General features: G+C 57.4%; 17 protein-coding genes and 1 pseudogene. 10 read left to right on the forward strand and 8 right to left on the reverse strand.

Annotation, left to right across the window (positions count from 1 at the left end; all coding sequences use genetic code 11):
- Nucleotides 1-25 precede the first annotated feature (25 nt).
- From tnpB to BGRAMDRAFT_RS34790, 5 genes are all read right to left on the reverse strand, one after another.
- Nucleotides 26-397, reverse strand: a complete 372-nt coding sequence (tnpB, locus tag BGRAMDRAFT_RS30085) for an IS66 family insertion sequence element accessory protein TnpB (protein ID WP_370687469.1) — start codon at nt 395-397, stop codon at nt 26-28.
- A complete protein-coding gene (gene tnpA, locus BGRAMDRAFT_RS34785) occupies nt 394-780 on the reverse strand; it encodes an IS66-like element accessory protein TnpA (protein WP_232292389.1) in 387 nt (128 codons plus the stop codon). Before tnpA ends, tnpB begins: the two co-directional genes overlap by 4 nt.
- Before the next feature lie 547 nt (nt 781-1,327).
- Nucleotides 1,328-1,972 (reverse strand): hypothetical protein, encoded by a 645-nt coding sequence (locus BGRAMDRAFT_RS30095; RefSeq protein WP_044021999.1) that lies wholly within the window; start codon nt 1,970-1,972, stop codon nt 1,328-1,330.
- 272 nt (nt 1,973-2,244) lie between these two features.
- Complete coding sequence (locus BGRAMDRAFT_RS30100; RefSeq protein ID WP_044022000.1) at nt 2,245-2,676, reverse strand: hypothetical protein; 432 nt, start codon at nt 2,674-2,676, stop codon at nt 2,245-2,247.
- A 472-nt stretch (nt 2,677-3,148) separates the two neighbouring features.
- Entirely contained in the window at nt 3,149-3,478 is a 330-nt protein-coding gene (locus BGRAMDRAFT_RS34790) for a hypothetical protein (RefSeq protein ID WP_006052687.1), read from the reverse strand.
- Nucleotides 3,479-3,674: 196 nt separating this feature from the next.
- On the opposite strand from BGRAMDRAFT_RS34790, the gene BGRAMDRAFT_RS30105 reads away from it, so the two are divergent.
- From BGRAMDRAFT_RS30105 to BGRAMDRAFT_RS30130, 6 genes and pseudogenes are all read left to right on the forward strand, one after another.
- On the forward strand, nt 3,675-4,550 hold the full coding sequence (locus BGRAMDRAFT_RS30105) for a tyrosine-type recombinase/integrase (protein ID WP_006050641.1): 876 nt from the start codon (nt 3,675-3,677) through the stop codon (nt 4,548-4,550).
- Nucleotides 4,551-4,573: 23 nt separating this feature from the next.
- Nucleotides 4,574-5,743 (forward strand): IS91 family transposase, encoded by a 1,170-nt coding sequence (locus BGRAMDRAFT_RS30110; protein ID WP_006050642.1) that lies wholly within the window; start codon nt 4,574-4,576, stop codon nt 5,741-5,743.
- A gap of 635 nt (nt 5,744-6,378) precedes the next feature.
- Nucleotides 6,379-7,560: an efflux RND transporter periplasmic adaptor subunit gene (locus BGRAMDRAFT_RS30115; protein WP_006052688.1), complete on the forward strand. Its 1,182-nt coding sequence runs from the start codon at nt 6,379-6,381 to the stop codon at nt 7,558-7,560.
- 176 nt (nt 7,561-7,736) lie between these two features.
- Entirely contained in the window at nt 7,737-10,916 is a 3,180-nt protein-coding gene (locus tag BGRAMDRAFT_RS30120; protein WP_006052689.1) for an efflux RND transporter permease subunit, read from the forward strand.
- A 38-nt stretch (nt 10,917-10,954) separates the two neighbouring features.
- Nucleotides 10,955-12,491 (forward strand): annotated as a pseudogene (locus BGRAMDRAFT_RS30125) (efflux transporter outer membrane subunit).
- Between the two features lie 136 nt (nt 12,492-12,627).
- Nucleotides 12,628-13,611, forward strand: a complete 984-nt coding sequence (locus BGRAMDRAFT_RS30130) for a LysR family transcriptional regulator (protein WP_083803872.1) — start codon at nt 12,628-12,630, stop codon at nt 13,609-13,611.
- Here BGRAMDRAFT_RS30130 and cyoE read toward each other — a convergent pair.
- From cyoE to BGRAMDRAFT_RS30140, 3 genes are all read right to left on the reverse strand, one after another.
- The gene (cyoE, locus tag BGRAMDRAFT_RS34130; RefSeq protein ID WP_006052693.1) at nt 13,561-14,475 is read right to left on the reverse strand and encodes a heme o synthase; all 915 of its coding nucleotides are present in this window, start codon (nt 14,473-14,475) and stop codon (nt 13,561-13,563) included. The genes BGRAMDRAFT_RS30130 and cyoE overlap by 51 nt on opposite strands.
- A gap of 63 nt (nt 14,476-14,538) precedes the next feature.
- Nucleotides 14,539-14,958: a CopD family protein gene (locus BGRAMDRAFT_RS30135; protein WP_006052694.1), complete on the reverse strand. Its 420-nt coding sequence runs from the start codon at nt 14,956-14,958 to the stop codon at nt 14,539-14,541.
- Nucleotides 14,955-15,296 (reverse strand): DUF3817 domain-containing protein, encoded by a 342-nt coding sequence (locus BGRAMDRAFT_RS30140; protein WP_006052695.1) that lies wholly within the window; start codon nt 15,294-15,296, stop codon nt 14,955-14,957. Before BGRAMDRAFT_RS30140 ends, BGRAMDRAFT_RS30135 begins: the two co-directional genes overlap by 4 nt.
- A 200-nt stretch (nt 15,297-15,496) precedes the next feature.
- Between BGRAMDRAFT_RS30140 and BGRAMDRAFT_RS30145 the strand changes: the two genes are divergently transcribed.
- The 4 genes from BGRAMDRAFT_RS30145 (at nt 15,497) to BGRAMDRAFT_RS30165 (ending at nt 19,869) form a co-directional block, all read left to right on the forward strand.
- Nucleotides 15,497-16,456, forward strand: a complete 960-nt coding sequence (locus tag BGRAMDRAFT_RS30145) for a GlxA family transcriptional regulator (protein WP_006052696.1) — start codon at nt 15,497-15,499, stop codon at nt 16,454-16,456.
- Between the two features lie 699 nt (nt 16,457-17,155).
- Nucleotides 17,156-17,656 (forward strand): SCO family protein, encoded by a 501-nt coding sequence (locus tag BGRAMDRAFT_RS30150; protein WP_232292390.1) that lies wholly within the window; start codon nt 17,156-17,158, stop codon nt 17,654-17,656.
- 112 nt (nt 17,657-17,768) lie between these two features.
- Nucleotides 17,769-18,967 (forward strand): IS3 family transposase gene (locus BGRAMDRAFT_RS30160; RefSeq protein ID WP_085962966.1). Its coding sequence is split into 2 segments (ribosomal slippage): nt 17,769-18,084 and nt 18,084-18,967, totalling 1,200 coding nucleotides; the frame shifts between segments, so codons are not numbered across the junction.
- 161 nt (nt 18,968-19,128) lie between these two features.
- Nucleotides 19,129-19,869, forward strand: a complete 741-nt coding sequence (locus BGRAMDRAFT_RS30165) for an SDR family NAD(P)-dependent oxidoreductase (protein WP_006052700.1) — start codon at nt 19,129-19,131, stop codon at nt 19,867-19,869.
- Nucleotides 19,870-20,123: the final 254 nt, after the last annotated feature.

The raw sequence follows: 20,123 nt of genomic DNA on the forward strand, positions 1-20,123 counted from the left end.
GCAGTTTACGCGCCAGCAACGACGTTTACAACGCTGAAGTCGGACGTGCCGTTCTCGTCGGTTGCCGCCAGTCGATACCTTCCAGCAGCATCGACAGTTGCGCCGGGCTCAGGCAAATAACGCCGCTGTCGGCCTGAGGCCATACGAAGCGACCCTTCTCGAGTCGCTTCATCAGCAGGCACATGCCATCGCCGCTCCACCACAGCACCTTGAGCAGGTCGCCGCGTTTGCCGCGAAACACGAAGACGTGCCCGCAGAAGGGATCACGTTCCAGCACGGTCTGCACCTTGGCGGCGAGACTGTTGAAGCCGGCGCGCATGTCAGTGACTCCTGCGGCAAGCCACACTCGGGAGCCGGAAGGCAGGCCAACAGCAGACGGCAGCATCAGCAGGCTCATCGAGCAAGGCCCCGCACAATCTTGATCAAGGTTGCGATGGGTGTGTCAGCGCTTAATCGTAGCCGGACGTCACCGCATTCGACCTCGTAGGTGCCGACACCGTCCGACGATTGGCTGGCCGTTGCTTCCGGCAAAGGCTCAGCCACCGCCACGGGTAGCCAGCCGAGCGCAGGTGCCTCTGGCAACGAAACGTCGGGCATGCCGAAATCACCTGCAAGATAATGACGACGCCATTTGAACAGCAGATTGGCGTTGACGTCGTGCTCGCGAGCGATGAGTGCGGCCGATGCGCCCGGCTTGAGTGTCGCCTCAACGATCTGCCGTTTGAACTCGACCGAAAAATTGGGGCGTTTGGATCGTTTGGATTGCGCAGCGTTGTCCACTATAGCGTCCACCATTCATTTGGTGGACACCAAAGTAGCCAAACTCAACGAGGATATCTAGACGGTAATGAAGACGCGCTTACGCTTTTAGCGAGGCGACTGCCGGCAAATCAGCCGTCGTACCAGTCCGCGACCGGCCACTTCGACGAAGTCCGCTCACGCGGCACGTCGACCGTAAGATGCTCGACTGATTGACCGGTGCTTGTGCCTTGACGACTCGCTGTGGAGCTATACCTCTTTGCCGTCCAGCTGACGCTGAAGGCTTCGCCTTGGTCTTCTGCGATCGACGCTACACTGGCTTCAGTGGTGATGCCACATTCGCCGCTGCAGGCAGGTAAGATGCCGTCGTGTTTTTTCCCATCCATCCTGGTCGTCTTCACGTTGCAGGGTGATGAAGTGAAGCGTGAGGGGAAGTGTGGAGCGTTCGGAAACAGGTAATTATCGGAATCGAAAAAGAGTTTGCGTTGCCTTTTTGATCATCGGACATTGCCGATTGTGCGGGGTCTTCATCAATCTTTACGGGGAGCGGCGCTTCGCTATTTGCCGTTCACTTCTCTCGTTCGCCGTTGTGCAGATTGTCGGCCTCTGCTGCGGTACGCCTTTCCAAAGAACGGCGACTATCCAAACGGCCGTAGAATTCCACCGTATCGTTCAGCTCCCGCAAGAAATGAATACTCTGTTCTGTTAGCTCCATCAGGTGGCGAAATCGCTCCTCGCGCAGTTCCCTTTCGCAGGTCCATCGAATAGCTTGCTGCTCAGATATTGCGTCCGCCAACCGCTTCTCGCAATCTTCCAGCTTGGCTTCCAGCGCGATACGGCGCTCGTCAAGCCTGGCGAACCTGCTCACGATACTTGAAAGCTCGAAATCGCGTGCGGCAATGCGTTGGCGGAGTTCGGTGAGCTGTGATTTCATCAACGCCATAGTCGTAACATCAGCCTGCACCATACTGCATCCTGGTTCCGCCCGCGGGCGACTGACCTCTGTCGTCTGTCCGGTGGCCGGGGCATTCGATACTACCTTCGTGATTGCAACCTCGAGCCCAGGAACTGACACGCGAAGGACGCCCTTTCCCTCAGTGAATTCCGACTCGATCGCATCGATCTGGCGGCTTAGCTCCACCGGATCTCCGCCACCGAGCCTATCGCGCACCTTACGCACAGAAATCAATTGTCTGAAGCCTGCCGTCGACATCGTAGCTTCCGCGCCTGCGCCGGTTATCGCTTCACGGACAACAGGAGAGATCTTTTTTGGAGGTCGAGAGGAGGAGGGGGCCATAACGATTCCTTTGAATGCCTGCCGGCTGCGTTACGCTATTTTACTGAACCAGTCTCACGCGAAGTTGAACGACGGCAGGCATCATGTTCGCATTAAACCAGACGCGATTACCGCAAAGTTCTCAATGGAATGCACCAGACTAGGTCGCCAAGCTCCAATATGCGAAGGTTGATCGTTTCTTACCTTCATCACCAGGCGGTGTCGGGGTCGCCGTAAAATTCATCAAGAGCCACACTGAGCACGCGCGACGGGTCGCTCTCAAAGACTTCGGCCGGTGTCTGTCCGCCCAGATTTGCGTGCGGCGAATAAAGCCAGAAAGCACTTCGCCAGCCCGCATCGTCGTTTTCCTTTGGCAACAGAGTCAGTAGTTCGGCGACTTCCGGGCGCAGGTCGCCTCTGCGATCGAACTGAAAGTCCGGGTAGACGAATGCGCGTCGCGCTGCAGACCATACGCCTAACAATATCCGGGCCTCGCGTGCCCGGGCGATGCATTCTGCGGCGTCCAGGCTACCGGAAAATCTGCTAAATCGGACGACCTCACTATCGTTCGGCCAATTCCTGCCAAGTAAGTCGTTCCTGAAATCGATTGCGGCGCTCGCCACGCTTCCAGACCGGTTCATTTCGCAATTCCGTTGTTGCGCTTCCTTCCCAGATTATCCCGCGCGGGCCAAGCAGGTTGCTCGGCCGAGTACCATCCAGGAACCTTGCCGCGATGGGATCTATCCTGACTGTCACACTGCATGATCTTGAGCGCTCGTCTTGGAGGGTGAACGTCCGATTTCAACTATGCTCGCGGGCACGGATAGCGCGTTCGATGTGCCGCCGCCGATGCCGGCCCTCTCCACGCTTACATGCGCACCGACTATCTTCCCGTGTCCAATGCAGGAACTCAAAAGATACACCGGACCGGTTATCACTTCATTTTTCCCGTTCATATTAATGAAGACCACAAGACAGGCGTTGCCGAACATTGCAGCCTGTCTTGACGCCCGTTGACCCTATCCACTAAGCGTTCAACGCAGCAACGGGATCGAGCGTGTTTCCGACGAACGTGCAGCTATTCAGCAGTCAACGCTAGGATCGACGACAAGTTTAAAACTCGCCGCGGCGAAATCGGGGGAAGCAGTGCACCACGGCGCGCTTGAGACAACTCCTCAATGGATTGTCGCAAAAACCACCAAATTCACCGGTCTTGCTCTCGCGGCAGTTCTTGAACGGCCGAAGCGACCGATCTTGAGAGAGCGCGGCCTCTCTGCTGGCTTCATCAAACACCGCAAGCGGGCCAGCGAGATCCTGCATCTGGAAGCCCTGATAGACAAGGTATGCGATGTTACGTGGTCCCGCCTTAGAGCCGTCTGAGTTAAAAGCCGTATTTTTTTCAATAGCAGTCGAGACGCTGCTCGCCCGGTTGGTTGATGTCATTTCACAATACTCCTCCCATGGGAAGAGGATGCATTAAAACGACGCGGGGAAAAAGGACGCAGATGCCTCAGTGGACGAAACCGCTCGCGCGGTAATGGGGCTCCGGTTGAGCTCTGGTGGCAGGTGAGAGGAAACCGACTCTGTTTCCATGTTGGGTACGAGGCAATCCGCCTCGTTCCTCAACAGGAGCAGAGCCATGACTCACACCAGCCAGGATATCAGTCCGCTGCGCCAGCACATGATCGACGACATGCGCATGCGCAAGCTCGCACCGCAGACGCAGGCCGGCTATGTCCGCGTGGTCCGTCAGTTCGCCGCTTTCCTCGGGCGCCCGCCCGACACCGCCACCGTCGAGGACCTGCGGCGCTACCAGCTGCATCTGGTCGACCACGGCATCTCGCCCGTGTCGCTGAATGCCGCCATCACCGGACTGAAGTTCTTCTTCGAGATCACGCTCAACCAGCCCGGGCTGATGGCGAGGATGCAGCCGGTGCGCGTGCCCCGCACGCTACCGGTCGTGCTCAGCCCTGACGAGGTGGCCCGCCTGATCGCCGCCGCCGGCAACCTGAAGCACCAGACGGCATTGTCGGTCGCCTACGGTGCCGGGCTGCGTGCGAGCGAAGTGGTGGCGCTGAAGGTCGGCGACGTCGACAGCCAGCGCATGACGCTGCGCATCGAGCAGGGCAAGGGCCGCCGCGACCGCTACGCGATGCTCTCGCCGGTCCTGCTCGAGCGCCTGCGTGTCTGGTGGCGCGTGGCCCATGCGCAGGGTCGCATGCTCGAAGGCGGCTGGCTGTTTCCCGGCCTCGATCCGGTGGACCCGCTCAGCACGCGGCAACTGAACCGCGCCATCCATGCCGCCGCAGAAGAGGCACACCTCGGCAAGCGCGTATCCATGCATACGCTGCGTCATAGTTTCGCGACACACCTGCTCGAACAGAAGGAGGATATCCGTGTGATCCAGGTGCTGCTGGGGCACAAGAAGCTCGAGACCACCTCACTCTATACCCAGGTGGCCACCGACCTGCTGCGCAAGGTGATCAGCCCGCTGGACCGCCTGCCTTCCGAGTAGGCCAGCACCGCGCGGAGCGCCCCGTGCTGGAGGTCGCGGACATCTTCCGCGTCCACGGGCCAGCGTGGCGACAGACTGTACCGCTGAGCCTGGGACAGCTGAAGGTCATGTCGGCCATCGAACAGTGCCGCACCGCGGCGCTGGGTGGACATGTGTTGCGCTGTTCCGGCTGCGCAAAGCTGGAGATCTCCTATGACTCGTGTCGCAATCGCCATTGTCCGAAGTGCCAGGCGAGCGCCGCACACCGGTGGCTCGAGGCACGTCAGGCCGACCTGCTGCCCGTGGAGTATTACCACGTGGTCTTCACGCTGCCCGCCACGATCAGCGCGATCGCCTGGTACAACAAGGCGGTGATCTACGGCCTGCTGTTCGATGTTGCCGCCGAGACCCTGCGTACCATCGCAGCCGATCCGAAGCATCTGGGCGCGCAGACTGGCGCGACGCTGGTGCTCCATACGTGGGGCTCGGCACTCACACACCATCCCCACGTCCACGGCATCGTCCCCGGTGGTGGCCTGTCACCCGACGGTGAGCGGTGGGTCGCCTGCCGGCCCGGCTTCTTCCTGCCCGTGCGCGTGCTCTCACGGCTGTTCCGGCGACGTTTCCTGGAAGAACTCGCTGCAGTGCATCGTCGTGGCCAGTTGCGGTTCTTCGGCGAGTACGCCGCGCTCGCCGATCCTGCCGTCTTCGCCCAGTGGCTCGCGCCGCTACGCGCATGTGAATGGGTCGTGTATGCGAAGCGCCCGTTCGCGGGACCCGAGGCCGTGCTCGCCTACCTGTCACGCTACACGCATCGCGTGGCCATCTCCAACCAGCGGCTCGTTGCGCTCGATGAACGCGGCGTGACCTTCCGCTGGAAGGACTATCGCGCGAAGGGGCGCACCCGCTACAAGACCATGACCCTGGGCGCGCACGAGTTCATGCGCCGCTTTCTGCTGCACGTGCTGCCCGGCGGCTTCCACCGCATCCGCCACTATGGCCTGCTGGCCAATCCCGTGCGCCGGGCCAATCTCGCGAAGGTGCGCGAGTTGCTGCACGTCGTCCCCACACCCCGCACGCAACCCGACGACACCGGTCCCGCTGTGCGCCCCGCCTTCATCTGCCGGCACTGCGGCGCGCCGATGATCGTCATCGAGATCCTCCAGCGCAGCCCACCGATCCGCGCACCACCTGTACAGCGAGCAGCAGCATGAGCACAGGTGTTTCGACACGTTCAAGACGACCGTCGGCTCTCCGGCAACGGGACCCGATAGCGAACGCTTGCGTCCCTCACAGCCACCACGCGGCCGTGCGCCCCGCCTCCCGTCACAAACCCGGGCCGCACAGCCCCGCCAACGTGCATCCCGTCGACATCAACCCGCTTTGCCCCAGCGCTCCGTCACTCCAACGCCGCACCCGACCTCTTCAATCCCCATAGCGCTAAACGTTCCGGCCACGCCGGAACACTCCGCGGTTTCCTCCATCGGGATTTGTACGACGCCTGCCCGCATGCGCCTGTGGCCCGCGCTCATGTCCGTGGTCGAGGGCAGGCATCCTACAAATCTAAACAGAATCAGACTTTAGCCAATCCAGGGTGGATGTGACATCGAATTCATATCGATGACGAAATACGAGGGAAGTTCGTCCTATGCTCGTTGGGCCGGCTTGATGAAAATGTGGCGTCAAAAGAGGTTTCCGGATTTTTTCGCTCGCGTGCTTTATCCCAGGGAAGTGCAGGCGGTTGGCTTGACTGGCGAGCTGTCCGCTCTGAATTGCCAGGTGGGCAGAGATCGACTCCGGTGACCAATGTTGCAGTCAAACCAGATTGCTATTTTTTAAAGAGCTCCCAATGTCCGCTTCTTTAAATCCTCGTCCAAGGATTGCGCTTGCCACGCTTGTGGTTGTCGCGATTGCAGGACTGGGCACATTCAGTGCGATCCGTGTCAGTGCGCGGAATTCCGCGCCGTCCGTTGCAGCGCCCGCGACCGGGGTTGATGTCGCCACGGTGCTGCAAAAAGAGGTTAAAGATTCCCAGACGTACTCGGGGCGACTCGCGGCAGTCGACAAGGTTGAAGTTCGGCCACTTGTGTCAGGGACAATCGTGTCGGTTAATCTGAAAGACGGTCAACTGGTAAAAAAGGGCGATGTCTTATTTATCATCGACCCTCGCCCATATCAGTCCGAGGTGGATAGGGCAGCAGGGCAGGTTGCCGCCGCGCGTGCTCGCGTGACCTACACGGCCAATGACTGGCAGCGCGCACAACGTCTGATTGCGGACAACGCCATCGCCAGGCGCGACTATGACGAAAAGCAGAATGCTGCAAACGAGGCAGCCGCGAATCTTAAAACTGCGCAAGCCGCACTGGAAGCGGCGGAAATTAATCTCGGGTACACCAGAATATCCGCACCGATTTCCGGCCGGGTTTCTCGAGCAGAAATCACGCTAGGCAACGTCGTTAGTGCCGGGGCAGGCAGTCCACCGTTGACGACGATAGTGTCGGTATCGCCCATCTATGCCGAATTCGACGCGGATGAGCAGACGTATCTGCAATACATTCGTCGCGTCAGGAACGAAGGCCGTGTGCCCGTCGACCTCGGGCTGGCGGACGAGGAAGGTTACTCTCGCACGGGTGTCATTCAGTCCGTTGACAATCGGGTTGATACCAATTCAGGAACGATTCGAGTACGGGCGCGATTTGACAACAGCGACGGCAGCCTCATTCCAGGACTGTACGCCCGAGTCAAGGTCGTTAGCGGCGATGCTTATTCAGCCTTGCTGATCAGCGACACCGCGATTGGAACAGATCAGGACAAGAGATACGTCTACGTGGTCGGCAGCGACAATCAGGTTGCTTATCGTGAGATCAAAGTAGGCGATGCCCACGGAAACCTTCGGATCGTGAAGTCGGGGATTCAACCGGGCGACCGGATTGTCGTCAGTGGAACGCAGCGTGTCAGACCGGGTGTAAAAGTCAGTCCTCGTATCGTTCCAATGATCGATACCGACGCGGCGGGAACGCCTTCAGCCTGAAGTCGCGGTTTGTCGATCAGGCAAATACTCCTGCGCTATCCAGTAGCTGGATTTTCCGTCGTGGCCACGCCCTGCAATGGCTGCTTTTACGCGCCATTTTGTTCTATGTCTTCACGCAGCTCCTCTCGCCAACTTTGTTGCTGCGGGCAAGAGCGGTTCGCCAAGATAAGAGTCACATGAATATTTCGAAATTCTTCATCGACAGGCCAATATTTGCGTGCGTGCTGTCGGTAGTCATCCTCCTCGCAGGCACCATCGCGCTATTCAAGCTTCCGGTCTCCGAGTATCCGAACGTGGTTCCACCTTCCGTGATCGTTCATGCCCAGTATCCGGGCGCGAATCCGAAGGTAATCGCGGAGGCGGTCGCATCGCCGATCGAAGAGCAAATCAATGGCGTTGAGAACATGTTGTATATGCAATCTCAGGCCAACTCCGATGGCAACCTGACTTTGACGGTCACTTTCGCCCTCGGAACCAATCCCGACCTCGCCACGCAACTCGTGCAGAACCGTGTGAATCAGGCCCTGCCGAGATTGCCGGACGACGTCCAGAAGTTGGGCGTGACGACGATTAAAAGTTCTCCAACGGTGACGATGTTCATGCACCTGTTGTCGCCGGACGGTCGATACGACAACACGTATCTTCGCAATTACGCGCTTATCAACCTACGAGACAGGCTCGAGCGCATTAAAGGTGTGGGAGAGGTGCAACTTTGGGGTGGTGGCGACTATTCCATGCGCGTCTGGCTGGATCCTCAAAAGGTAGCTGAGCGAGATCTCACCGCAACCGAGGTCGTGAACGCCATTCGAGAACAGAATGTACAGGTCGCGGCAGGCGTAGTCGGCGGTTCACCTGCCGTGCCCGGAACGCTTCTCCAGCTATCGGTCAACGCACGTGGACGTCTGAAGACGGAGCAGGAGTTTGGCGGAATCATCGTCAAGTCGTCTGCCACGGGTGCCGTCACGCATTTACGCGATATCGCGAAGATAGAGCTTGGAGCATCGGAATATGGTTTGCGCTCCCTGTTAGACAACAAGCCCGCGATCGCGTTGTCGATCAACGAAGCGCCGGGTGCGAATTCGCTGCAGATTTCGGATGATGTTCGCGCTGCGATGAAAGAACTCAGCGTAGATTTTCCGTCCGGCCTCGAGTACCGGATCGTTTATGACCCGACCCGTTTTGTACGTTCGAGTATCGAAGCCGTGATCCACACATTGCTCGAGGCGATTGCGTTGGTCGTGATTGTCGTGATCGTCTTCCTGCAAACGTGGCGCGCATCCATTATCCCGTTGCTGGCAGTTCCGGTTTCTATCGTTGGCACCTTTTCTCTCCTGCTCGCATTCGGCTTCTCGATTAACGCGCTTTCACTCTTTGGAATGGTGCTGGCGGTCGGGATCGTCGTCGATGATGCAATCGTCGTCGTGGAGAACGTGGAACGAAATATAGCCAGAGGGCTGAGCGCTCGCGATGCGACATATACGGCGATGCAGGAAGTGAGCGGTCCCATTATCGCAATCGCGTTGACGCTCGTCGCGGTGTTCGTTCCGCTCGCATTCATGAGCGGTCTGACAGGACAGTTTTATAAGCAGTTTGCGATGACGATTGCTATCTCGACCGTCATTTCAGCATTCAACTCGTTGACCCTTTCGCCGGCGCTGTCGGCTCTGCTGTTGCGTAGTCACGACGCGAAGAAGGATGGCTTGACGCGTGTCATGGATAAACTTTTTGGAGGCTTTTTCCGGCGCTTCAACACTGTGTTCAATGTTGGCTCGGAGAAGTATAGTCGCGGCGTGGCAGGATCGCTGAAGCGCAAAGGGACAATGCTCACGGTCTACGGTGTGTTGCTAGGACTGACGGTCGTCATCATGCAAATCGTGCCGGGGGGGTTTGTTCCCGCACAGGACAAAGAGTATCTCGTCTCCTTCGCCAAGTTGCCCAACGGAGCATCGCTTGACCGGACCGAGCAGGTGCTCAAGGAAATGGGCGAAATGGTGATGAAGGAACCGGGCGCGGCACATGCCGTTGCGTTCCCTGGACTTTCTGTGAATGGATTTACGAACATTCCGAGCGCTGGCGTTCTCTTTATTCCGCTAAAGCCTTTCGAGGAACGTAAGGGCCACTCGGCAGCGGATATTGCAGCCTCGCTCAACAGGCAATTTTCTTCGATCAAAGATGCATTCACGGCCGTCTTCCCGCCGCCGCCAGTCCTGGGACTTGGAACGCTGGGAGGGTTCAAGATGCAACTGGAGGACCGCGGCGCTCTCGGCTACGAAGCACTTAACAAAGCCACGATGGATTTTGTGAAAAAAGCGTCGACCACGCGGCAGCTCGGCCCGACGTTTTCGAACTATGAAATCAATGTGCCTCAGCTGAATGTCGACCTCGACCGCGAACGTGCCAAGCAGCTCGGGGTCGCGGTGACCGACGTCTTCAATACCATGCAAACGTATCTGGGTTCCCTGTATGTGAACGATTTCAACAGGTTCGGCAGGGTGTACCAGGTCCGTGTGCAGGCAGACTCACATTACCGGCGTAATGCCGGCGATATCTTGCAGCTGAAAACACGCAGTAGTAGCGGCGAAATGATCCCGCTCTCGTCGCTCATCACGGTCACGCCGACTTACGGTCCCGACATGGTGGTGCGCTACAACGGCTATACCGCGGCTGATATCAATGGTGGCCCAGCGCATGGCTACTCCTCGGACGAAGCGAAGGAAGCCGCCGAGCAAATCGCTGCCGAAGTCTTGCCTAAAGGAGTGAAATTCGAATGGACGGATCTGACTTACCAGCAGGTTCTGGCTGGGAACTCAGGGATGTGGATCTTCCCAATCAGCGTCCTGCTAGTGTTTCTGGTGTTGGCTGCGCTGTATGAGAGCCTCTCTCTTCCGCTCGCGGTCATTCTGATTGTGCCGATGAGTATTCTCAGTGCGTTGACGGGCGTGTGGATCACGCATGGGGACAACAACGTATTCACGCAGATTGGTTTGATGGTGCTCGTTGCGCTCGCATCCAAGAACGCGATCCTCATCGTGGAATTCGCCCGCGAGCTGGAGCACGACGGTCGAACCGCAGTGCAGGCCGCCATCGAGGCCAGCAGGCTAAGACTTCGACCGATCCTGATGACCTCTATTGCGTTCATCATGGGTGTCGTTCCACTCGCTTTGTCGACCGGCGCCGGTTCCGAAATGCGGCAGGCGATGGGCATCGCCGTTTTCTTCGGGATGCTCGGCGTGACGTTGTTTGGCCTGATGCTGACACCCGTTTTCTACGTGGTACTCCGGACATTGGCCGGTGGAAAGATACATGTCGCTCAGAAAGATATCTCACACGAGATCGCACATCTGTCGGATCTTTAATAACCACAATGCTTACGAACGATATGCACGGTTCATCGATGTTCAGACGAGGTTCTCATCGCGCGGTAGTGGGCGCTGTCGCCGTAGCTCTGCTGTCCGCATGTTCGATGGCGCCGCCCTATGTGCGACCGGATGCATCGGTCCCCGATGCATTCAAAGAGCTGCCTCGACATTCCGGGGAATCGCCTTCTGCCGCAGAGCGGTCAACCACAGAAGCCTGGAAAACCGCGGAGCCTGCCGAGGACACGTTCCGCGGCGAGTGGTGGCGTGTCTTCAGCGACTCTACGCTTGACGGGCTGGAGAAACAGGCCGCGCAAGCAAATCAAAGCCTGAAGGCGGCCGCTGCGCGCGTTCAGCAGGCAAGAGCGCTCGTGCAGTCGGCGCGCTCGAACTGGTTTCCGTCGATTGGCGCGGGATTTGGGCCTACGCGACAACATATGTCGCCTGCTTCGCAGTTCTTGCCCGACAACACCGAGGTTCCGGATCAGACGTTATGGCGCGCGCAAGTCTCAGCGTCGTACGAGGCCGATCTTTTCGGGCGCGTTAGTGACAATGTGAGCGCATCTCGTTCCGACGAAGCACAAAGCGAGGCGCTGTTCCGGTCGGTACAGCTGGCTCTACAGGCTGACGTCGCTCAGAACTACTTTCAGCTTCGCGAATTCGATGCGCAACTTGGTCTCTATCGTAAGACGGTAGCGTTGCGTGAGGACGCGCTGAAACTCGTCGAGAGCCGCTTCAATGCGGGAGAGATAGGTGAGCTCGATGTATCGAGGGCGAGAAGCGAGTTGGCGACCGCGCGTGCCGATGCGGTCGGCGTCGCTCGCCAGCGGGCAGCCTCCGAGCATAGTCTTTCGATCCTGCTCGGTAAGCCGCCAGCTGACTTCACGTTTCCCGGAGACGCCGCTTGTGGCCGTGCAGGCGCATATCCCCGCAGGCCTCCCTTCCTCGTTGCTGGAGCGCCGCCCGGATATCGCCGCGGCGGAACGTGCCATGGCCTCGGCGAACGCCAGAGTGGGCCTGGCAAAGTCGGCATTTTTTCCTCAGCTGGATGTTACCGGAGCATTCGGGTATGAATCCGCCACGTTAGGCGATCTGTTCCAGTGGTCCACCCGGGCCTTCCTGTTGGGACCATTTGCGGGGACTGCGCTGACATTGCCGATCTTTGATGGTGGACGCCGGAGTGCGAATCTTGCAAAGGCACGGGCGAAGCTCGACGAGGACGTTGCCCAGTATCGTCAGCAGGTTCTCGTTGCATTCAAAGAAGTCGAAGATAGCCTGTCCAATCTTCGGTTGCTTGACGATCAGATCAGCGAACAGGGTTTTGCGATGTCCGCATCCGAACGTGCCGAGCAAATGTCGGCAACGCAGTACGAAGAAGGGCAAGTCAGCTACCTGGATGTAATTGACGCTCAACGTCAGGTGCTGCAGTCGGAGTTGCGGTCGATTCATCTGGCCAGTGAACAAGCCGTTTCTACAGTTGCGTTGATTCGTGCGCTCGGGGGTGGCTGGGCTGAATCACAGGCGCAGATTGGGAGCGAGGGAGAGAGTCAGAAAAAAACGGTTGAACGTAGATAACTATTCTGAGTCGCGATGGGTTGAGAGCATCTCTGAATTGCAACCGTGTTGAATTCGATGAGGCGTCGAGTCGAAAAAGGAGCTGCCCGGCGTGTCCAGCAAGAAAAAAGGGAATACCGTTGACCGGTTACTTGCGATGCAGGTTTTTACTCGCATCGTCGACGCTAACAGTTTTTCGCGAGCGGCCGACGCGCTCAATTTACCGCGCGCTTCAGTTTCGAACATCATCCAAAATCTCGAGGCACATCTAAAAGTAAGATTGCTACAGCGCACCACGCGGAGGCTGAGTTTAACGCCAGACGGCGCCGCCTACTATGAGCGCTGTGTGCGAATACTTGCCGAGGTGAGGGAGGCAGAAAGCGCTTTCTCGATCAGTGGTCATGTCCCTCGCGGAAGGCTGCGAATCGACATGCCGGGCGCACTCGGCCGACTTCTCGTGATGCCCGAGTTATTCGAATTTCATGCAAAATACCCGGCACTCGAACTTGTGCTTGGTTTCAATGAACGACGCATTGATCTCATTCAGGAGGGAATCGACTGCGCAATTCGGATGGGCGCTCTTGAGGACTCGAGTCTCGTTGCCCGACGTATAGGCCTGGTGCCATACGTCACTGTCGCTTCTCCTGGCTATCTTTCATCTCACGGTGTTCCGCGGACGGTCGATGCCCTGCAAAAGCATACAGCCGTGAAGTATTTTATCGACCAGTCTGGACGTGCGCTGGACTTTGATTTTGTCGTGGGCGCACAAGCGGTTCAGGTTTCAATGCGAGGGACAGTCGCGGTCAACGACGCGGAAGCTTACCTTAGTTGTGGGCTCAAGGGCCTTGGTATCATCCAGTTGCCGTTTTTTATGGCACGGACGTACCTTGAGACCGGCAAGCTCATCGAAGTCCTGCCGGATTTCAAACCTTTGCCACGGCCAATTTCGGCGGTTTATCCGCACAAACTGCATTTGTCACCGAATGTCCGGATGTTTGTTGATTGGATAGTGGAACTTTTCGCCCGTCGTAATCTGGGTAGGAACGAACAGGAAGCGCAAATGTCCCCTATCGGGATTGACCATTGGAAATCAGAATTTGCTAGCCGACATATGTTGACTGGAGCAACGCCGCAGGCCTGAATGTGGCGGACTAAATCGGTCAATCGACATAGCGATGCTTAAAATTGTGACAACTGCGATCGAAGTAAAAAATAATTGTCGCGCCCAGACAATGTCATCTTGCGTCGTCAATCCACGCACCCCAATCCAGAACCAACCAATACCGCTTGCCAGCGCGGCGAGAAGATAGATTGCGCCGGCATAGCCCAGCGGAACAAGTAGAGTCGCCACACAGGTGAAGGCGACTATGTAGCCAATCATGTGGTGTTTTGCAGCGAGTGTCCCTTTGACCAGCGGATAGACTGGAATCGCGGCGGCGCGATAGTCCGACGAACGGAAGATTGCGATCGCATACGAGTGAGGCATCTGCCAGATGCAAAACACGATCCATAAGATGAGCGCTGCCGTGTCGAACCTGCCGCTTGCCGCGCAGTAGCCAACTACCGGTGGCATCGCACCCGAAAAGCTGCCAACCATTGTCCCGTGAATCGATCGACGCTTGAAAAACAGGGTGTATAAACCGGTGTATACGATGTAGCCAACGAATAGAAGCAATGCCGCCACGGCGCATTTCGTGCCTTGAAAGAGAAGAACGAATCCCGATAGTGCGAGAAGCGCTGCGAACGACAGGGCGGATCGTGTGGATACCTCTCCGCTGACCATCGGCCGGTTCCGGGTTCTGGCCATTAATGCATCAATGTCGCGGTCGACGACGTTGTTGACCGTGCATCCAGAACCGATGACAAGAGCAACGCTCAACAGGACGAGTGCGAGTTGAAACCAGTTGATGGTGCTTCGCGACGCCAGGAAATATCCGCCGCTTAGCGAAATCATATTTCCGAGAACAATTCCGGGCTTGGTTAGTTTTAGATACGAGCGATACATTGATCTTGGTAGTAAGACAAATTCGAAAACTTCAGGAGGCCAAGGTTGCAACGCGTATTGCGTTCAGAAGGGCTTGACGACAGCAAGTATCGCGATGACGACTGCGCAAGTTACCGCGATCGGTAACGAAGCATGCAGCGGCGTGATCGGAGCGCCGTGACAGAGACGACGCAGTTTTCCCGACTGCATGCCATGCAGCGCGGAGAGAACGACGACGAAAACCAGTTTAACGGTCAGCCACGGTGCGTTGAACCAATGGCCTGCGCCTCCGATCCCTAACCCCAAAGCCCAGACGAGGAGCATTGCAGGCGTAGTGATGACGTGGTCCCAACGTCGGATGCTTGCAGCCAGTGTTCGAATTTCAGGAGAGTCGGTTTTGACCATATGGAGAAAGACTCCAACGGACACCACTCCGCTGAGAAAAACTAGCGCCGATGCTACGTGCAGTGCTTTTAGCCACGGATAGAAATTTGCAACATTCATGATTTTTTGTCGTTCCTGACTGAAGCCATCTTCTGGGACAGAAGGGTGTGATTAAAAAAGGCGCCGAATGGTATGAAGGCGCAGAGCATGACGCGAACTATCTCGCGTATGCGCCAACCGCCGCCGGTCACTGTCTGGATCGTGAACCATAGGTAGGCGCAAAACGCCAAACCATGGATGGGTCCCAGAAACCGCACACCCGTTGACCACCCATACAGATGTTTAAGGGGGACAGCGATGACAAGTAGAAGGAGAAGGGTCGTGCCTTCGGCGAAAGAGACGAACTCGAGACGACGAAGTTGCGCCAGTTCGATATCACGGTAGGTGTCGCGAGTCATGTCAATGCGCCTCGAGTCATGATTTTGATCAGTAAAGCGGTGGTGCACCAGGCGCTTGCCGTTTGTGCACGCATCGATTTTTATTTTTAGGCGCGACCTTTATACCCTTGCGATCATAAAACCGGAAGTGGCAGAATTGACGGAATATGATAGATTTCTGCCAATCGACCGAAATGCCTTGTTCAGGCAGAGGAACCATGATGCAAACGGTGGCAGTTCTCGCGTTAAACGGTGTTGTTCCTTTCGATCTGGGCATCGCGTGCGATATCTTCTCGCGAGTGCGAACGGTCGATGGCGTCGAGGCTTACCGTGTGCTTGTTTGTGGCGAGTCGTCCCGTATCCGCGCTGGCCACTTCGGCATCCATACGCCCTGGCGCCTGGATGCCATGACGGATGCGGACATTCTGATCGTCCCTGGGGTCGAAGACGTCAACATGGTCGTTTCATCGGCCGTGAAAAAGGCGCTGCAACTTGCGAGCGGCCAGGGGGCGCTGGTCGCATCCATATGCACCGGTGCATTCATACTCGCTTCGACGGGTTTGCTCGACGGCAAACGGGCGACCACTCACTGGGCCGTGGTGGATGAGTTTGCAAAGCGGTTTCCCGCAGTTACCGTAGATCCCGATGTGCTGTTTGTCGATGAGGGAAACGTGGTGACGTCCGCAGGTTCTTCCGCGGGGCTGGACATGTGCTTCCATCTTATCGGCCGATTCCATGGACAGGCGGTAGCTTCACATGCTGCGCGGCTCGCGGTGGCGCCTCTTGTTCGTGATGGTGGACAAGCGCAGTTTATTCAACAGGCTGCCCTACCTGCATCGAGCAGCCTCGCGCCATTGCTGGAATGGATGTTAGCGAATCTGGAGCAGCCGATCGACGTCACCTCGTTGGCGAAGCGCGCCTCAATGACACCGCGGACGTTCGCCAGGCGATTTCGGGATCAAACCGGAGCGACGCCCATCCAGTGGTTACTCAAATCAAGAGTCCGTCGTGCTCAGGAATTGCTCGAGACTACGTTAGCTTCAGTCGATCAAGTCTCGGCTGCCGTAGGTTTTGATTCGCCAGTGACGTTCAGAGCCCGTTTCCGGAGTGTTGTTGGTCTGACACCCAGCTCATACAGACGCCGTTTCAGTACGGCATTGCCATCCGCGAAAGCAGAATAACCAGGTATGGATGTCGAGCGTGCGTTTGGTCGGCGGTCGCAAGCAGGTCCTCGTGTCTCTGGCTCGATGCCCCTCGCGGCCTCGAGTGAGACGGCGTCACGCCCAAGCATGAAAGTACCTCGGATAGCGTAGAAGCGCGGCGTCGATTAATCGCGCCGGAGTGGCTGGAAACGAGGGAATTATGACCTGGCGTAGCGTGCCCAAGCACCATAAGATTCCCGGCAGCGTACAAGGCGATTCCAGTTGAATGCCGATTGAGTATTTGCCACCAAAGTAGCGGGTAATTTCGGATATTCTCGCCCCGAAGGAGTGCGGGAGGTCAATTGCATTCCGTGAAATCTATGAAAGAACCGATTCGAGGTCGCCCTTATTCAGCGGATTTGCAAGCGAGGATGCGTCGCCAGGCGGTGAAATTGGGAAGCATCGTTGTCACCATTCTGATCTTGTCGTTATTAGTGCCGCTCTTTATCAAGCTTGCGGTTCGATACTTTCTATAAAACGTCGGGACCACGGAATGCACGATGCTCGACACACGATTTTATGATGACCAATAGTCACCTTGGCAAGGCGATATTCACTCGAATTTTGTCTCGTATCGACGGATGGAACATCAGTATCCGTATCTTATGTGTGAGCTTGGTGATGCTTGGAAGCTGCGCATTAGCTGGATGTCAACGCGAGGAACCATGGCGCCTCACTATGGTTGACAATCAGATGCCCTCACTCGACTTCACGCTGACTCGCGCGAAAGACGGCCGTACTGTCACCAGCAAGGACTATCGTGGGCAGATTGTCGTTCTGGAGTTTGGCTACACGTTCTGCCCCGACGTCTGTCCTACGACGTTATCCAACCTGACAGCTGCTCTAACCAGACTTGGCGACAAAGCGAAGGCCGTCCGGGTGCTTTTTGTAACCGTCGATCCGGATCGAGATACTCTTGATTCGCTGAAGCGCTACGAGGCTGCCTTCTCTCCTCAAGTTGACGGATTGCGCGGAACGGAGAGTCAACTCGAATACCTCGCGCATCGGTATCGAGTGGCGTATTCGGTGTCACCTTCGAAGGATCCGGGAGAGTACCAGGTTATGCACAGTTCAATCATCTTTATTTTTGACAAAACCGGTCGAATCAAGTTGCTTTCGACAAATCCCGATAATGTAGGTGACCTGGCACACGATCTTGGGCAACTTGTAGATGAGTAGAGGAGCCACGGCATCTATTGGAGTAGCCCCTTGATTCTCAGGACACGAGGCACCCCTTAAAATAAGAGGGAACCTTGTGACTAGTTTCAAGCCTAGGCAAATCGTGGAAAGCATTGAAGTTCTGACCGAGCCGGAGCGCCGTCGTCGACGTTCGGTCCAGGAGAAAGTTGCCATCGTGCAGGAAACCCTGGAGCCGGGAGCAACGGTTTCAGCGGTTGCCCGGCGACACGGGGTCAACCCAAACCAGGTGTTTGCGTGGCGCAAGCAATACGAGGAAGGCAGCCTGGCTGCGGTGAAGGCTGGAGAAGCCGTGGTGCCGGCCTCGCAGTTAGCCGCAGCGATGAAGGAAATCAGGGAGCTGCAGCGTCTGCTTGGCAAGAAGACGCAGGAGGCAGAAATCCTGAAGGAAGCAGTCGAGTATGGCCGCTCAAAAAACTGGATTGCGCGCTCGCCCTTACTGCCCGGGGACGACCAATGAAAACGGTCTGCGATGTTCTCGGCGTAGCGCGCTCTGCTTTGGCAGTCAGAAAAGCCCGCTCCCCGGACTGGCTGGACGGCCGCCGCGCCCGACAGACCGACGACACGGAGCTGGTCGCTGCAATCCAGGAGCACGTGGCGGGCTTGCCGACTTATGGATACCGGCGAGTCTGGGCACTGCTGCGACGTAGTCACGAAATGACTGGTGCGCCGTGCGTGAACGCCAAGCGGGTCTATCGCGTCATGCGCGACCATCAGCTACTGCTTCGGCGCCTTGGCCAACGTCGCGATACCCGCCGGCATGACGGACGCATCGCCGTTGACCAGAGTAATGTCCGTTGGTGCTCGGACGGCTTCGAGTTCCGTTGTGACGACGGCTCGCCGTTGCGCGTGACGTTTGCGCTGGACTGCCATGACCGGGAGGCTATTAGCTGGGCAGCGACTACCGGCGGCCATAGCGGCGACGTCGTGCGTGATGTGATGCTCGCAGCGGTCGAGCAACGCTTCGGCACGACGCAGGCAGGCGCACCCATCGAATGGCTGTCGGACAACGGCTCTGCCTACATCGACCATCGCACGCGCAGTTTCGCTCGAAAACTGGGCCTGGAGCCGTTGACTACGCCCGTTCGTTCGCCGCAAAGTAACGGCATGGCCGAGTCGTTCGCGAAGACAATCAAGCACGATTACATTGCCTTTATGCACAAGCCCGATGTGCCAACCGCGCTCTCACATCTGGCCGGCGCATTTGAGCACTACAACGAACGCCACCCGCATAAGGCACTGAAGTACCGTTCTCCCCGGGAGTTCCGGCGAACCGCTGCCTCATCAACTTAACGGTGTCCGAGTGTCCTGAGTTACAGGGGCAACTCCATCTATCTCTACCGACTCGCTGCGTTTGTGTGGCGATTCGTGAGCAACTACGCCGCTGTTGCGATTAGAGCAACGTGTTGGTGTCGTTTAATTTTGAACCAGGTCTAAATTAACGGAGCATTCTGATGGAAGATCTGAAGGGCAAGCGCGCTCTGGTAACAGGTGCTGCACGTGGTATTGGCGCCGGGATTGCGATGACTCTCGCGGAGCGAGGCGCTGATGTCATCATCACCTATGAGCGGGCGGTTGATCGGGCAGCGGAGCTGGTCGATGCTATCCGGACGAAAGGTCGGCGAGCTTACGCCATTCAAGCCGATAGCGCTGATGCCGCGGCCGTCAAGCAATCCGTCGACGAGGCTTCGGCTCAGTTGGGCGGCCTGGACATTCTCGTGAATAACGCAGGTGTACTCTTTTCGAACCCGCTCGAAAAGATGGACATTGACGTGATCGATAAAATCATCGCTGTCAACATTCGCTCCGTGGTGCTCGCTTCCAAGGCGGCTCTCTCGCATCTGAGCGAAGGCGGTAGAATCATTTCCATTGGATCTTGCCTTGCCGAGCGAGTAGCGATTCCCGAAGTAATCGTATATTCCATGTCGAAGTCGGCATTGCTTTCGTTTACGCGAGGTCTGGCCCGGGAACTCGGTCCGCGAAACATTACAGTGAACCTGGTTCATCCGGGACCGACCGATACCGATATGAATCCCGCCGATGGCCCGACCGCCGACTTCTTACGGTCACAGATTGCGCTCGGTCGTTTTGGCCAAGTCGAGGACGTAGCGGCGGCAGTTGCCTTTTTGGCGGGGCCGGGCGGTCGACACATCACCGGCACCGGGCTGGTGGTTGATGGCGGAATCAATGCGTAAGGGTAACGCCGTCAACTGACGACGATGACCCGATGAAGGTGATCTGTCACGCGAGGAAAAATCGCACACGGTTGCTCGCAAGCGGGCCTCCATACGCCGTAGCGCACGGTTCCACACCGTGCGTTTTTTTTTGACATCGCCTTTCGACGTGGCGATCCAATCCCAGTCGATCGAAGCTGGGAGCCGTGACTTTGCAGTCGAGGTGTCGATTTGAGCGCTGAATGGGTTCAGGCGTCCGGGTGAACATGGTGAGT

The sequence above is a fragment of the Paraburkholderia graminis C4D1M genome, from assembly GCF_000172415.1.
Taxonomy (GTDB): Bacteria; Pseudomonadota; Gammaproteobacteria; order Burkholderiales; family Burkholderiaceae; genus Paraburkholderia; species Paraburkholderia graminis.

Coding starts and splice junctions, on each gene's coding strand:
- BGRAMDRAFT_RS30135 (WP_006052694.1), bottom strand. CDS start 14,958: ATGAATGTTGCAAATTTCTATCCGTGGCTAAAAGCACTGCACGTAGCA.
- BGRAMDRAFT_RS30130 (WP_083803872.1), top strand. CDS start 12,628: ATGCAGGTTTTTACTCGCATCGTCGACGCTAACAGTTTTTCGCGAGCG.
- BGRAMDRAFT_RS30165 (WP_006052700.1), top strand. CDS start 19,129: ATGGAAGATCTGAAGGGCAAGCGCGCTCTGGTAACAGGTGCTGCACGT.
- BGRAMDRAFT_RS30095 (WP_044021999.1), bottom strand. CDS start 1,972: ATGTCGACGGCAGGCTTCAGACAATTGATTTCTGTGCGTAAGGTGCGC.
- BGRAMDRAFT_RS34790 (WP_006052687.1), bottom strand. CDS start 3,478: ATGACATCAACCAACCGGGCGAGCAGCGTCTCGACTGCTATTGAAAAA.
- BGRAMDRAFT_RS30150 (WP_232292390.1), top strand. CDS start 17,156: ATGGTTGACAATCAGATGCCCTCACTCGACTTCACGCTGACTCGCGCG.
- BGRAMDRAFT_RS30145 (WP_006052696.1), top strand. CDS start 15,497: ATGCAAACGGTGGCAGTTCTCGCGTTAAACGGTGTTGTTCCTTTCGAT.
- tnpB (WP_370687469.1), bottom strand. CDS start 397: ATGAGCCTGCTGATGCTGCCGTCTGCTGTTGGCCTGCCTTCCGGCTCC.
- BGRAMDRAFT_RS30140 (WP_006052695.1), bottom strand. CDS start 15,296: ATGACTCGCGACACCTACCGTGATATCGAACTGGCGCAACTTCGTCGT.
- cyoE (WP_006052693.1), bottom strand. CDS start 14,475: ATGTATCGCTCGTATCTAAAACTAACCAAGCCCGGAATTGTTCTCGGA.
- BGRAMDRAFT_RS30115 (WP_006052688.1), top strand. CDS start 6,379: ATGTCCGCTTCTTTAAATCCTCGTCCAAGGATTGCGCTTGCCACGCTT.
- BGRAMDRAFT_RS30120 (WP_006052689.1), top strand. CDS start 7,737: ATGAATATTTCGAAATTCTTCATCGACAGGCCAATATTTGCGTGCGTG.
- BGRAMDRAFT_RS30100 (WP_044022000.1), bottom strand. CDS start 2,676: ATGAACCGGTCTGGAAGCGTGGCGAGCGCCGCAATCGATTTCAGGAAC.
- BGRAMDRAFT_RS30105 (WP_006050641.1), top strand. CDS start 3,675: ATGACTCACACCAGCCAGGATATCAGTCCGCTGCGCCAGCACATGATC.